This window comes from Colwellia sp. BRX8-5, from assembly GCF_014077325.1.
GTDB lineage: Bacteria > Pseudomonadota > Gammaproteobacteria > Enterobacterales > Alteromonadaceae > Colwellia_A.
This window is the reverse complement of record NZ_JACGVR010000003.1, coordinates 141,956-155,393: the sequence shown is the minus strand read 5'-3', so window position 1 is coordinate 155,393 and position 13,438 is coordinate 141,956. Positions and strand designations below refer to the sequence as shown.

Annotated in this window: 8 protein-coding genes; 3 read left to right on the top strand and 5 right to left on the bottom strand. The window is 36.8% G+C overall.

What is annotated here, in order from left to right; genetic code table 11:
* Positions 1–99: 99 nt before the first annotated feature.
* Together H4J62_RS03500 and H4J62_RS03495 are read right to left on the bottom strand one after the other, a co-directional pair.
* Positions 100–1,011: a diguanylate cyclase domain-containing protein gene (locus tag H4J62_RS03500; RefSeq protein WP_182213695.1), complete on the bottom strand. Its 912-nt coding sequence runs from the start codon at positions 1,009–1,011 to the stop codon at positions 100–102.
* 84 nt (positions 1,012–1,095) lie between these two features.
* Positions 1,096–7,194 (bottom strand): response regulator, encoded by a 6,099-nt coding sequence (locus H4J62_RS03495; RefSeq protein ID WP_182213697.1) that lies wholly within the window; start codon positions 7,192–7,194, stop codon positions 1,096–1,098.
* 193 nt (positions 7,195–7,387) lie between these two features.
* Here H4J62_RS03495 and H4J62_RS03490 point away from each other — a divergent pair, with 193 nt between their 5' ends.
* Positions 7,388–7,570 carry a hypothetical protein gene (locus H4J62_RS03490; protein WP_182213698.1) on the top strand — a complete coding sequence of 61 codons (183 nt, stop codon included), beginning with the start codon at positions 7,388–7,390 and terminating at the stop codon, positions 7,568–7,570.
* Positions 7,570–8,271, top strand: coding sequence for an iron-containing redox enzyme family protein (locus tag H4J62_RS03485; RefSeq protein ID WP_182213700.1), 702 nt, complete (start codon positions 7,570–7,572; stop codon positions 8,269–8,271). Before H4J62_RS03490 ends, H4J62_RS03485 begins: the two co-directional genes overlap by 1 nt.
* An 88-nt stretch (positions 8,272–8,359) precedes the next feature.
* Here the strand turns inward: H4J62_RS03485 and H4J62_RS03480 are convergent, their stop codons facing one another.
* Positions 8,360–10,315: a RiPP maturation radical SAM C-methyltransferase gene (locus H4J62_RS03480; protein WP_182213702.1), complete on the bottom strand. Its 1,956-nt coding sequence runs from the start codon at positions 10,313–10,315 to the stop codon at positions 8,360–8,362.
* A 173-nt stretch (positions 10,316–10,488) separates the two neighbouring features.
* Between H4J62_RS03480 and H4J62_RS03475 the strand changes: the two genes are divergently transcribed.
* Positions 10,489–11,466, top strand: coding sequence for a C1 family peptidase (locus H4J62_RS03475; RefSeq protein WP_182213703.1), 978 nt, complete (start codon positions 10,489–10,491; stop codon positions 11,464–11,466).
* 81 nt (positions 11,467–11,547) lie between these two features.
* Here the strand turns inward: H4J62_RS03475 and H4J62_RS03470 are convergent, their stop codons facing one another.
* On the bottom strand, positions 11,548–12,753 hold the full coding sequence (locus H4J62_RS03470; protein ID WP_182213705.1) for a bifunctional alpha/beta hydrolase/OsmC family protein: 1,206 nt from the start codon (positions 12,751–12,753) through the stop codon (positions 11,548–11,550).
* Positions 12,754–12,811: 58 nt separating this feature from the next.
* On the bottom strand, positions 12,812–13,390 hold the full coding sequence (locus H4J62_RS03465) for a thioredoxin domain-containing protein (protein ID WP_182213706.1): 579 nt from the start codon (positions 13,388–13,390) through the stop codon (positions 12,812–12,814).
* Between the last annotated feature and the right edge of the window lie 48 nt (positions 13,391–13,438).

Below are 13,438 nucleotides of genomic sequence, written 5' to 3'. Positions count from 1 at the left end.
GCAAGACAGTGATTAAATTATAACGCCATGGGTGTTTTATCACTTGGATAAAAATTAACTAACATCCGGCGCTGTTGATAAACAATTTGCCTAGCTCGTTCAGCTCAGCTCAGCAAGACAGTATTGATTACGGCCATTGTTTTTCGCCTGATAGAGTAAACCGTCCGCTTTTTTCATAACATTAGCGACAACAACAGACTGAGACGACTTAACCACCACAGCACCAACACTGACTGTTAATTGTGGCGACACACTAGAATACTGATGTTTGATTTTTTTATCTTTGATCGCTTGAGAAATATTACTGAGCATAATTTCGGCGCCCGCTTTATCACAATCAGGTAAGATGAGCACAAATTCTTCACCACCATAGCGTGCGATAAAGTCTCGTGGTCTTACACAGATTTCACGAAGCGCCTGTCCAACTTGCCTTAAAGCAACATCGCCAGCGCCATGACCATAGCCATCATTATATTGTTTAAAGTAATCTATATCGAGAATTGCCACGAGTAAATTGGCATGCTCATATTTATTTGCTGCAACTTCATCTTTTAAAACAAGATCCATCTTACGCCGGTTATTAACCCCTGTTAAGGCGTCAATATGAGCAATTTCATCTAACATTTTACGTTGACGAATTAATTCTAAATGCATCATCACGCGAGCAATAACAATGTTGGGTTTAAAGGGCTTATAGATATAATCACAGCCGCCTAAATTAAAACCACGCTCTTCATCATCATCATTAGCTAAACCTGTGATAAAAATGACCGAAATATTGATTGTCTTAGGGTCATTTTTCAAAGAATCGATGACCTCAAAACCAGAAATATCAGGCATAATCACATCTAATAAGATAAGATCAGGAAGATGTTTTCTAGCAAGCTCTCTGGCTTGTTTACCATTTTTCGCAAAAATAATTTTTGCTTGTTCCTGCAACAACTCTTTTAGCATTTTACGGTTTGCTTTATCGTCATCAACAATTAAAATGATTTGCTCTAAAGTTTTCATTTTCCGCTATCAACTTTTTTCTTTTAAAACAGATAATAATCAAGCCAAACTTGACCCACTAATACTCACTTGCCCTTGAGCCGACTAATAGACAAGTTTATTCCTTAATGCTTCGATACGGTTTAATGCGCTAGCGTATTCGATATCTTCAACTAATTCGACAATATTATCAACAAGTTCAACGAGATCACTTCCTCGGGTATATTCGAGTAACGGTGGTAATAAGTCTTCGACTTCTGCATCTTCTTTTTTAAGTAAGTCGACAATAGAATTTAACAGTACGAGTAGTAACTCTTTGTTAATGGCCTTTTTAGGCTCATCACTTAATAAATCTGTATGGCTATTAGTCAAGGTCGCTAAGGCTGATAATATCTTCTGGTGTTCTGTTATCAGTTGTCTCATGAGTGATAAACAGTTCTCAGGTTGCTCTTTTATTTTTCCTTCTAGCTCTGCTGATAACTCAGCTAAACAGAAGGCACCAATGTAAGCGGCATTAGATTTCAAAGAATGAACCATGCGATATAAACTTTCAACGTCTTTATCTTTGTAAGCTTGCTCTATTTTTTGAGGAATTTTTAGGGTACTTTTATGAAAGTCGATAACGAGTTTTTGATAAATATGCTGTCTGCCACCCATCGCCTGCAAGGCTTTCGCACTGTTTAAGCAACTCAGTTGTGCAATGCGATCCATTAATGTTTTTTCGGGGTTATCCGAAATCAACTCAGTAATATCAATATTTTGCTCTTTAATATCGACAGATTTGTTTACCACGGCATTAATTTTATCACTTAAGTATTTTGCCATTAAACTAAATAACGCGTTAGGGTCAATCGGTTTAGTGAAATATTCATTCATACCGGCTGCCAAACATTTATTGAGCTCATCTGTCATCGCGTGAGCTGTCATAGCAATAATAGGCAGCTTTTTAAATTGGGCTTGTTTTCTAATTTCTTGTGTGGCCGTTACCCCATCCATTTCAGGCATTTGAATGTCCATCAAAACTAAGTCATAACTTTTATTGGCTAATTTCTCTAAGGCGACAAGGCCATTTTCTGCAACATCAACATTCGCTTGGGTATCTTCTAAAAATCCTAAAACAACCTGTTGGTTTAACTCATTATCTTCAACTAATAATATGTCGGTTGTTGAAAAATCCATTAAACTTGCATTTTTTATGCTGTAAAAGTCTTCATCAGGGGAGATTTTCAATACGTCCATCATCGCCTCTAATAGCAAGCTGGCATTAACAGGTTTCTCTAAGAAGCCATCAATACCCGATGAATGTGCTAACGGCATGGCATCACTTTTATCAAATGCCGTCACCATTAACACTGCTCGAACGTTATATTGATTTTTATCATCTTGTATCGCTTTAGCAAAAGCAATACCGTCCATTTTGGGCATACGCCAATCAGTAATAACCAAGTCATAAGATTTATGATTACTTTTTGCCGTTGCTAACAATGCTAATGCTGTTTCTGCGCTGGCTACGGCGGTAATTTCACAATGAAACTCTTGTAACAACTCAGTAATAACATTCAAGCAAAGCTCATTATCATCCACCACTAAAATATTAAGTCCTTTAATAGCGTCAATATTTATCAGCTCATTGCCCGGTAAATCGCTTTTTTCACAGACAATATTAAAGCTAAATTTACTGCCTTTTCCTAACGTACTCTCAACCCAAATCTCACCGCCCATCAAACCACTTAACTCTTTACAAATGGATAAGCCTAAACCTGTGCCACCAAATTTTCGGGTAATTGAACTGTCTGCTTGGGTGAACGACTGAAAGAGGTTATTCATTGTTGATTGTTCGAGACCGATACCCGTATCACTCACACTAAATTCAAGCGTAAGCTGATTACTATCATCAGCCATTAATGACTGTTTAGCCAGACCGACTTCAATAAGGATATGTCCTTGTTCGGTAAACTTAATAGCATTACTCACTAAGTTAACTAAAATTTGCTGCAGGCGAACCGGATCAGACTTGATATGCTTTGGCACATCACTATGTACTTTAACAATAAGCTCTAAATCTTTAGCATGAGCACGCAACGCACAAATATTATTGGTTTTCTTAATTAAGCCACCCATATTCATTGTTACCGACTCTACTGACATTTTACCGGCTTCAATTTTGGAGAAATCTAGAATATCGTTAATTAGCCCTAAAAGCGCTTGAGAAGCGTCTTGGGTTTTGCTAATTAAGTCTTTTTGATGGGGATTTAAATCCGTTTTCAGCGTTAAATAACCTAAACCGATAATAGCATTCATCGGTGTGCGAATTTCATGACTCATTTTAGCCAAAAACTCACCTTTTGCTTGCATCGCATATTCGAGTTCAACGGTACGCTCAGCGACTTTCGTCTCTAAACTGCGGTTAATATCTAGCAAGGTTAAATGCGTTTCAACACGCGATAATAGTTCGTATTTTGAGATAGGTTTAGTTAAATAATCATTACCGCCAGCAGAAAAACTTTCAACTAAGTCAACTACTTGATTTTTAGCCGTTAAAAAGATCACTGGTAACTCATTAACTGAATATTTTTCTCGAAGTTTTCGACAGACTTCATAACCTGAAACTTTTGGCATCATAATATCAAGTAAAATTAAATCAAACGGACGTTCCCCCGCCAACAAGCCTTCACTCGCTTGTTCAATAAGCGCTAAAGCTTGCTCACCACCTTGGGCTTGAAAAAGCTGATAATCCAGTGGCAATAAATAGTTATTTAAGACTTGACGGTTAATCGGATCGTCATCAACGATTAATACTCGAAAATCATTATTCTCCTTATTGGTCGTATTATCTTTGGGTGATAAAATATCAACAGGAAAGTAGTCAATAGTGTCATCTAGGGCCTGTAATCGTGATAACTGTTGCTTAGTTTGCTCATGGTTTACATCCCCCACGGCGATAAGTTCACTTAATTCACTATCACTTATATCGTAAATCGGAAGCGTGAAGCTAAATATGCTGCCTTTATTCTGTGTCGAGCTTACCGTTATAGTACCGCCATGTAACTCAACAAGCTGTTTAGAAACCGCTAAGCCTAAACCTGTGCCACTTGCGGCACGCGTCTCGTTACCCGTAACTTGTTCAAATGATTTAAAAATAGTCGCCAAATTTTCTGTTGCAATCCCAATCCCAGTATCACTGATATCAATACAAACAAACTGCTGTTCATCAGTACGGCTATTGCCCACTAATTGCGCAGAAATAGTCACTGTACCTGATGGGGTAAACTTAATGGCATTGCCAACTAAATTAAAAAGAATTTGCTGCAAACGGTCCTCATCAGCTTTGACCGCAGGGAAATCTTTAGCAATATTATTAATTAGTTCAATGTCTCTTGTTTTTAATGTGGCTCGAGATAAAGTAAAGACCACATCAACCATACTGTTAATATCAATTGCAGAGGTCTGTATTTGTAAACCATGATTTTTTAATTTTGAAAAATCTAAGATATCATTCACTAAGTTTGATAACCGTCGACCACTCGCCACCACCATGGATAGGTCATGATTCGCTTTTTCCGGCAACTGCCCAGCAACACCGTCAATTAATGACTCGGCTAAACCAATAATACCGTTTAAAGGAGTACGTAATTCATGGGAAGTATTAGCTAAAAATTCATCTTTTAATTTATCAACACGGGTTAAACGTAAATTAATGGCTTGCTCTTTTAAACGTTGGTAATTCAAACGATATATATAAGAGATTAGCGCGCCAATACCGACAATAAAATAAAAAGTAAACGCCCACCAAGAAAGCCATGGCGCTGGTAATACCGTAACGTTTAATGACTTCCCTTGTTCGTTCCAGTAGCCGTCACCATTACTGGCTTTTACCCGAAAGACATAATCGCCTGCGGGTAAATTGGTGTAAGTGGCTCGGCGATTTTTTGCATCGGTATAAACCCATTTTTCATCAAAGCCTTCAAGTGTGTAAGCATATTTATTACTCATTGGCTCAGAAAAGTGGAGAGCTGAAAATTCAAAAGTGATCAGTTTTTCAAGGTGAGTTAACGTTAGTTGTGTTAATTCATTGATGACGGCATCAAGCATAAATGGCTGTTCAGTTTTATTGCCACTTTCTTCATATGAGCCCACTTTAACCGTTTCGTTATGTACCAAAAAATTGGTTAGGACAATGTTGGGTAATCTGGTGTCGTCTTTAATATCTTGTGGATAAAAATGGTTATAACCATTAACACCACCAAAAAACAACTCACCCGATTTGCTTTTATAATATGAAAGTGTGGCAAACTCCTTTGATTGAAGTCCATCGGTAACATCATAGTTTTTAAAATTTTCTGTTTCTGGATTAAAGTGTGACAAGCCATTAGTCGTACTCAACCATAAGTGACCTTGTTCATCTTCTAAGATGCCATAAATAGTAGAACTGGCAAGACCATGTTTTTCTTTATAATGGGTGAACTTTTCTGTTAATGGGTCAAATTTATTTAAACCATTTGAAGTCCCCAACCATAAAATACCGTCACTCGTTTGATGAATTGCATCAACAAATTGATTACTAAGGCTATTGTCATTTTTGGGGTCGTGCTTAAAGTGCGTAAAAGTATTCGTTTTAGGATCAAACTTATTCAAGCCACTAAACATGGTGCCGAGCCAAAGAAAGCCTTTATCGTCTTTATGTATCGCCCATATATTATTTCCTGACAAAGAATTTATATTGTTAGGATCGTGCATAAAGCGAGTAAACTTTTTAGTGCGCGTATCAAATTTATTGAGACCGCCCCCCCAAGTACCTATCCATAAAGTATGCTCATTCTCTTGAAAAATAGGTAGTATTTTATTATGGCTAATACTGTTTGGATCATCAGGATTATGCATAAAGCGCGTAAAAACTTTTGTTTTAACATCAAAAAGATTTAAACCGCCACCAACGGTACCCACCCAAACACCTTGTTTTTCATCATTGATTAACCAAGTAACCGTATTCGATCCTATGCTATTATTATTGGTCGGATCATGTAAATATTGATGATATTCGCCTGTCGTTTTGTCATATTCATTTAACCCTGATTGATAGGTTGAAATTAATAATTTATCGGTAGAGTGTTCCAAAAAGTGAAAAAAAGCACCACCTTGTAAGTTATTATTTTTTGTAACATCTTGTACTGTATGGTTAAATTGTTCTCTAGATACGTCATATTTATCAATACCATTGATATATGTACCTATCCATAGGTTATTTGCATTATCATTAATAATGGCTCTGATATCATTGTCGATTAAGCTATCAGGGTTTTTCTTGTCTGATTGCAGGTGCTCAATACTTTTGCTGATGAGGTTATAGCGATAAAGCCCCTTATTCCTAGTCGTTATCCATAAGTCTTTATTATTCTGTAATAAAAATGAGGTAATATGGCTACTAGCAAGTTCATTAATTAATGTGTTGTGATCACTAAGCAAACCACTTTTCTTGTGGTATAAATACAAACCATTTTCAGTGCCCAACCATAATGTATTATCGTCATATTCGAAAAGGCTAGTGATACTTTGCTCTTTCAACTCTACTTTCACAGCGTTCAGCGTCTTAGCTTTCACATCAAAAAAACTAAGTCCACCTTGAGTACCCAACCATAAATCATTGTTGCTATCTTCGAGAATAGCTTGAATATTGTTACGTAAAGCATTATTTTCTTCACTCTGGTGGGAGAATAGAACAAAATTTTCGCCATTAAATTTATTTAATCCATTTTTGGTGCCTACCCATACGCTACCAAACTTATCGGCAGTTAATGTTTGAACAATATTGTTACTCAAACTATTATTTTGTTTGTTGTCATGTAGAAACGTAGTAAATAACTCGGTACTTTTATTAAACCTATTTAAACCGTTTACCGTTCCAAACCATAAATTTTCATTGCTGTCTTGGGTAATCGATAAAACATTATTATTAGATAAACTATCAAGTTTATCGCTATTGCTGCGGTACACTTTAAATTGATAACCATCAAAGCGATTAAGACCATCAGTAGTACCAGCCCAAATAAAGCCTTGTTTATCGTGATAAAGAGCTTGCACTGATGCTTGTGATAACCCTTGGTCGCGAGAGAAGTGATCAAAACTATACTTCGAGTTTTCTGCATAGCTGTGTAGCGACGTAGCACATAATATGATGAGGGAAAGTAATTGAATTAAGCAGCGCATTTGTTTCTTCTTTTTATAAATAATGATTCAAGGAAGCTGGTATGTAGCTTAAATATAAAGTTTGACATCAACAAGTTATAATTAAAATTATCACTTGACAAGAAATTCAATTAATTACTATGCTATTGCAGCTTTATTTCAATGTACTGGTATAAAGTAAGGTAAATAATACCTCTAATCTAAGGATAAAAATATGTCTAATAATAAAAGTAACGCAGATCATCTACATGACGCTGGAGTAGTGAACAAAGCAGAGCTAAGTGATGAACATCTAAAAGCCATCGATAGTTTATCAAAAGAAGAAGTTGCACAATTAGAGTCTATTCATAAAAGTGCGAACAAAGGCAATGATAAGCCTGTTGGCGTTATTGTTTAATGGAAAAAAAGAATACGTTAACTCATTATCAACGTTTAAATACAAACCTTTTGTTAATGAAAATGCGAGCAGGGGCTGTAAATAGTACTTTTACTCAACTTGCTTGTTACCCTGATGTTTGTATAGAACAAGCCATCGTAAATTATAAAATATCAACGACATCTACAGAGTTGATGAAAGAAGTTATTCGTTGCGCTAAATTACGACCTGAAGACCCTATATCAAAACCCCTTATTGCTTACATGGAACAACATATTCCTGAAGAGCTTAATCACGACGAGTGGTGCTTAAAAGACTTAGAAGTACTTGGGGTACCCAGAGAGTCTGTTATCAATAAAATACCTTCAACCAATTTAGCCGCCTTAATTGGTTCACAATATTACTGGATCCGCCATGCTGACCCGATTGCCTTTATGGGATACTTGGCCTGTTTAGAGGTGAACCACCCTACGGTAGAATATGTTGAAACATTAATTGAAACTTCAGGTCTACCGGCAGCAGGCTTTAACAGTTTAATGCATCATGCCAAAGTTGATTCACATCATAAGCAAGATATTATAGATACGATAAACGCTTTACCATTAACGCAAGAGCAATATAAATTGATGGAACTAAGTGCTTTTCAGACTTATCGCTATGTCGCTTTAGTGATGGAAGATGTTTGTCGGGTAGCACCCGTTCAACAAAAAACGAGTACTTAATATCAAGGTTCGTTAATATTCTTTGTGGTAAAAAAAGTATTTATCTGATTATTTTTCACATAATTTGGTAACTGTTTTTTATATCCACTCACTCGATGGCAACCGCCTTTGCTGCTTTATCTAAATTCAAATATCCTGAAGGATAATCTTTTACATCGGGTAATTTTGGCGTTTTCCCTTTTAATGCAAGTGCTAAATAACAGTGACTTAATGAGAGCAACAATTTATTTTTTATCAGTATTGCTAATGCTTTATTCACGTTGATATCATCATTAGGGAGTGCTAACTCGGCTAACTTACTGATCAAACGACTTTTTGACACTGGCTCTTCACATAATCTGTAAATACATGCTGTTAAACCTGATAATTGATGGGTAACGTTAGTAGCCACTTTACGGGTGTCAATAACAACAATATTTTCGCCTTGGTCGCTCATATAAAGTAAGGGTACTGAGCTACCACTCCACTGCTGTGACCATAGCGTAACTTGCTCTTGTAGTAACTTATGACCCGCTACATTGTGAACATTACCAACAGTTAAACTAAAAACAGCTTGATCTTTTGTTGATTTATCATCAAAAAAATAGGCGATATTAGCAAGTTCATTCTCTGTTAAAGGATAAATATACTGATAACTTTGTAATGGTTCAAGCGTTAGGCCGTACTTTTTAGGGTCTTTAAAATAAGGGCTAAAGCGCGGATAGCGTATTTTAATCAATTCATGATAAGGTGGTTGTAAGTGCATAATAAGCGGCAGTATTTCTGCCATTTCATCATACCAATGGTCTTTTTCATTTGGCGCTCCACATAACAAATTCCATGAAACCCTCACACCAAAATTTAAGCTCCATTTAAGTGCAGAAACATTTTGAATACCTGTAGCACCTTTAGCAACGAGCTTTAAAAAATCGTCGTGTAAACTTTCAAAGCCAGGTTGTATCCATTTTACCCCAGCATCAGCTAGTTGAGCGACATGCTCTTTTTTCAGGTTAGACTTTGTTTCATAAAAAATATTATATTTTTGTTCCTTACTTAATGCAGGTAGCACTGTTTTCATGTATTCCATCGGTAAAATATTATCAACAATTTCTAATTTATTAATGTTGTATTTTTGATGAAGCTCCTCAAATTCAGCTAATACTGCTGACGAAGACTTTGAGCGATGCGTCATGCTAACACCGTTTAAGCCACAAAAGGTGCAATGCTTTTTGGCTCCCCACCAGCATCCTCTCGAGGTTTCAGCTAACAACCCCGGATGAATACTTGCCGTTAAATCTAAATGATTTAACGTACTAAAATAGCTGTCGTAAATGGGGATACCTACCTGAGCCATATCTTCAATATAACCACGTGGTGGCTTGGTTGACACCTTGTTTTGTGAGAGCAATAAGTCATTATTTTTTTGGCAAATAAAACCATGCGGTAAGTTATGCGTGCCAATAAATTCATTACGCATCAGCTTATCAATGAACTTACCGATAACGTCGTCACACTCACCTGAAAAAACGTAATCAACCCACGGAAAAGACTCACTGATGGTTTGCCCCATAATACTTTCACAATTTGCCCCTCCCATCATTGTTACTACATTGCTATTTTTTTCTTTGATCATGCGTAGTAACGCCAAAGAGGCACAATTTTGTTGGAAGGTAGAAGTACAGGCTACGACTTTGGGTGAGTCTGCTAGGATGCGATCAGCTAATTCAGCAATATATTGTTCCGCTTTATTTCTAGTGGATAAAAGTTGCTGTTTTATGATGTCGGTCAAATCAGTGAATAGCCCAAAGAAACCGTCGTCATCACGTTTTTTGTCCGGAAAAGCACCACGAGAAAATGTCCATTCGCCAATGAGATGTTCAAAAAAAGAGTTGTCTATTTGATCATAAAGTTCAAGGCCAATTTTTGTCGAGAATTCAACATTGCCATATATTGTTTCTACTTGGTGACCATATTTATTAATATAATTTTCAATAAGCCCCAGTGCTAGAGAAGGCCGAGTAATTGAAGAATACGGCATATTGATCAAGTAGATAGTTGAAAGCATGAAAGAGACAAGTCTTATTAAATTTAATTAAACGATATATTAACAACTAAAATTATTTTTCGCTTCCTTTAATCTCTTTTGTATAAAGGACAAAGTTTGTACACTTTTATCGACCTAACAAAACAAATATTGTATCTTTAGTCATTGTTATTGTTTATAAAGTTAAAAAAGACATGGAAGCCTTGCATAAAAGAACCATACAACCTGATATCCATGATCATCGTGATCACCAATTTTGTCTACATCACGGTGACAAATCGCCCCAGTACAGCCATATAACTTGCCCAATTAAATTAAAAGAGCAAATGGCTGAAGATATTCTCCCTATGGTAGATTTACGCAAGAGTCTTACCTCTGAGATAATTAACCAAGGCTTACTTAATTCATGTTCAGCCTGTGCTATTGCAGTAGCGGCTGAACTTTATTTAGTCAAAGATAATCAGCCTTTTATTAATGAGAACATCAGTAATATCGATGCTTCACAAATGTTCATTTACTACAATGAGCGCGTAATAGAAGGTAAAGTTGATTTAAATGCCCCTGTTTTTATTCGTAACGGAATTAAATCTTTGTTTAAAAACGGCATTTGTTCAGAAGTCTCTTGGCCTTATCCTGAAACAACATTACCCAAAAGCATTAAAAATATTATTAGGACAGGCAGCGTTGCAGAAATTACAGCAGCGATAGCAAAAGCACTAAAAGACAATGAAACCGAATTACATGCTGCTATTTCACAAAGCCCCTCTATGCAGGCTCTCACACAAGCAAAAAAACATATAATCAACCGTTATTGCAAATTAACCCTAGATAACGGTTTGCTAGACCTAAAAATGTCTTTGTCGAAAGGCTTTCCTGTTATTTTTGGCATGATGGTACCGAGAAGTTTTTATTTAACACCGGCGAGTGGTATTTTTACTATGCCTTCCCAAAATGAAATTAGGCTCGGTGGTCATGCCTTACTAGCGGTTGGATATAATGATGCCGCGCAGCACTTTATTGTTAGAAATTCATGGGGTGAAGAATTTGGCGACAAAGGCTATTGCTATATACCTTATGATTTTTTTATTGGTAAATATAACACCAATCAAATAAATCAGCCTGAAGAGACACAAGATAATACCTTTAGTTTTTGGTGCCTGACTCATGACTAATTACTCGGTAACAATTTATGAGTCATCGGTGTGACCATTTAATGGCATTAATCTTAGGTAGATAAACTTAGATACATTAGCCTAACCATCAATCAATACCGTTAATATTTGCGGATTATTGTGCAATGTTCGATGCACAGGACAACGGTCAGCTATTTCCATTAATCGTTTTTTTTCATTATCACTTAACGGCCCAAACAACTGAACTTTCCGGAGTAATGATTCTATCTTTTCATCATGCTCTGACGCTTTGTCTGCATCATTTAAATAATTACGCTCGTGGGATAAAGAAACTTCAACGTGCTGAAGCGGAATTTTTTTGTGGTCGGCATACATACGGATGGTCATTGCCGTGCAAGTACCTAGAGCAGCAAGTAAATGTTCATAGGGATCTGGACCTGAATTCTTCCCACCTGACTGAGTCGGTTCATCCGCATACCAGTGATGGCTATCACTAAAAACTTCCTGCTGAAATTTGTGATCAAGCTCAGCAACCAAAACATGTCCCTTTGTAATGTTAACAGTCGAGATTTCAGGCGCGGGAAGATAACGACTCGCCCACCCTGAAATTGTTTGAGCAACATATTCACTATCAATTGATTTGGATAAAAGGTGATCAGCGGTATCTAGGCTAACAAAACTTTTAGGGTGTTTTGCCGCTTTGTAGATTTTCTCTGCATCTGAAATATCTACGGTTAAGTCAATCGGAGAGTGTAAGACCAATAAAGCTTTATTCAAGTGTTGTATATGTTCTGTCGTTTGATTACGTAAATCATCCAAAAATTGCTTCTTAATTGTAAATTCACGAGAACCTAAACTCACTTTCGCCGAACCGCTTTGTTCAATTTTATCAAGATGTGCATCAAAGTTATGTATAACATGGCTTGCCTCATATGGGGCACCAATCGTTACTACGGCTTTAACTTTTGGAAGTTGTGAAGCCATAGCTAAAACAGCCGCGCCACCAAGACTATGACCTATTAAAAGTTGAGGAGCTTGATAATTTTGTTCAAGGAAGTGAGCGGCTGACAGTAAATCTTCAGTATTGGATGAAAAATTAGTATTGGCAAAATCACCGTCACTATTTCCTAAGCCAGTGAAGTCAAAACGAAAAACGGCAAAACCATGTTGCACCAAAAATCGACTAATACGTGATGCTGCCGCTATATCTTTACCACAAGTAAAACAGTGGGCAAAAAGTACATAGGCTCGAGTTTTTTGATCAGGCGTTTCTAACAAACCTGCTAGATATTGACCTTGGCTAGGAAATTCTACTTTTTTTCTCATCGGTTCTCTCCTGTGTGTTAATTAACGGCGTTAACTTACGTGCTATACGTAGATGACGTTAAGTAAGCAACAGTGGGTCGATAACCGCTTGCCAGTCGGTTAACCTTGATTGGTGATCTAACGGTACTTTACCAGCATTATTTATAAATAATGTTGGTGTTGCCCATACAGCCTTGGTGGCAGCATAACGAATAGGAGTACGAGCCTGGATGTAAGTATCGTTATTATTCATGCTGTTAATAAATTTTTCGCGGTCTACACTGGCATGCTCTTCAGAAAAATCGGCTATCAATTGAATTAAATCATAGTGAGACTTATGTAAAAACTTATCATTATAAAATTGTGCTTGTCGCTCAAATATAAATGTTGTGAAATCATAAAATTTACTGGCGTCACCCTGTGCTAATGCAAATAGCCCTAAACTCATATCCCAAGCCTGTCGGTGATTGCTCAGGGTGATTAAATGCACTCTAAGACTGACAGGCTTATCTTTATAATGTTCAGACACTGCCAGTAACGTTGGCCAGATAGTGCGAGAATGTGGGCATTGAATATCAATAAAAGCATCAAGAGTAATGAGTGCCGCTGCATCACCAAGAAGGAAGCCGCTCGGGCGATGAGGAATAGGTATAGTCATTACAAATATTTCCCTGTATTACTTATCATTGATGATTATAGCTAAATA

Coding starts and splice junctions, on each gene's coding strand:
- H4J62_RS03470 (WP_182213705.1), bottom strand. CDS start 12,753: ATGAGAAAAAAAGTAGAATTTCCTAGCCAAGGTCAATATCTAGCAGGT.
- H4J62_RS03490 (WP_182213698.1), top strand. CDS start 7,388: ATGTCTAATAATAAAAGTAACGCAGATCATCTACATGACGCTGGAGTA.
- H4J62_RS03495 (WP_182213697.1), bottom strand. CDS start 7,194: ATGCGCTGCTTAATTCAATTACTTTCCCTCATCATATTATGTGCTACG.
- H4J62_RS03465 (WP_182213706.1), bottom strand. CDS start 13,390: ATGACTATACCTATTCCTCATCGCCCGAGCGGCTTCCTTCTTGGTGAT.
- H4J62_RS03480 (WP_182213702.1), bottom strand. CDS start 10,315: ATGCTTTCAACTATCTACTTGATCAATATGCCGTATTCTTCAATTACT.
- H4J62_RS03485 (WP_182213700.1), top strand. CDS start 7,570: ATGGAAAAAAAGAATACGTTAACTCATTATCAACGTTTAAATACAAAC.
- H4J62_RS03475 (WP_182213703.1), top strand. CDS start 10,489: ATGGAAGCCTTGCATAAAAGAACCATACAACCTGATATCCATGATCAT.
- H4J62_RS03500 (WP_182213695.1), bottom strand. CDS start 1,011: ATGAAAACTTTAGAGCAAATCATTTTAATTGTTGATGACGATAAAGCA.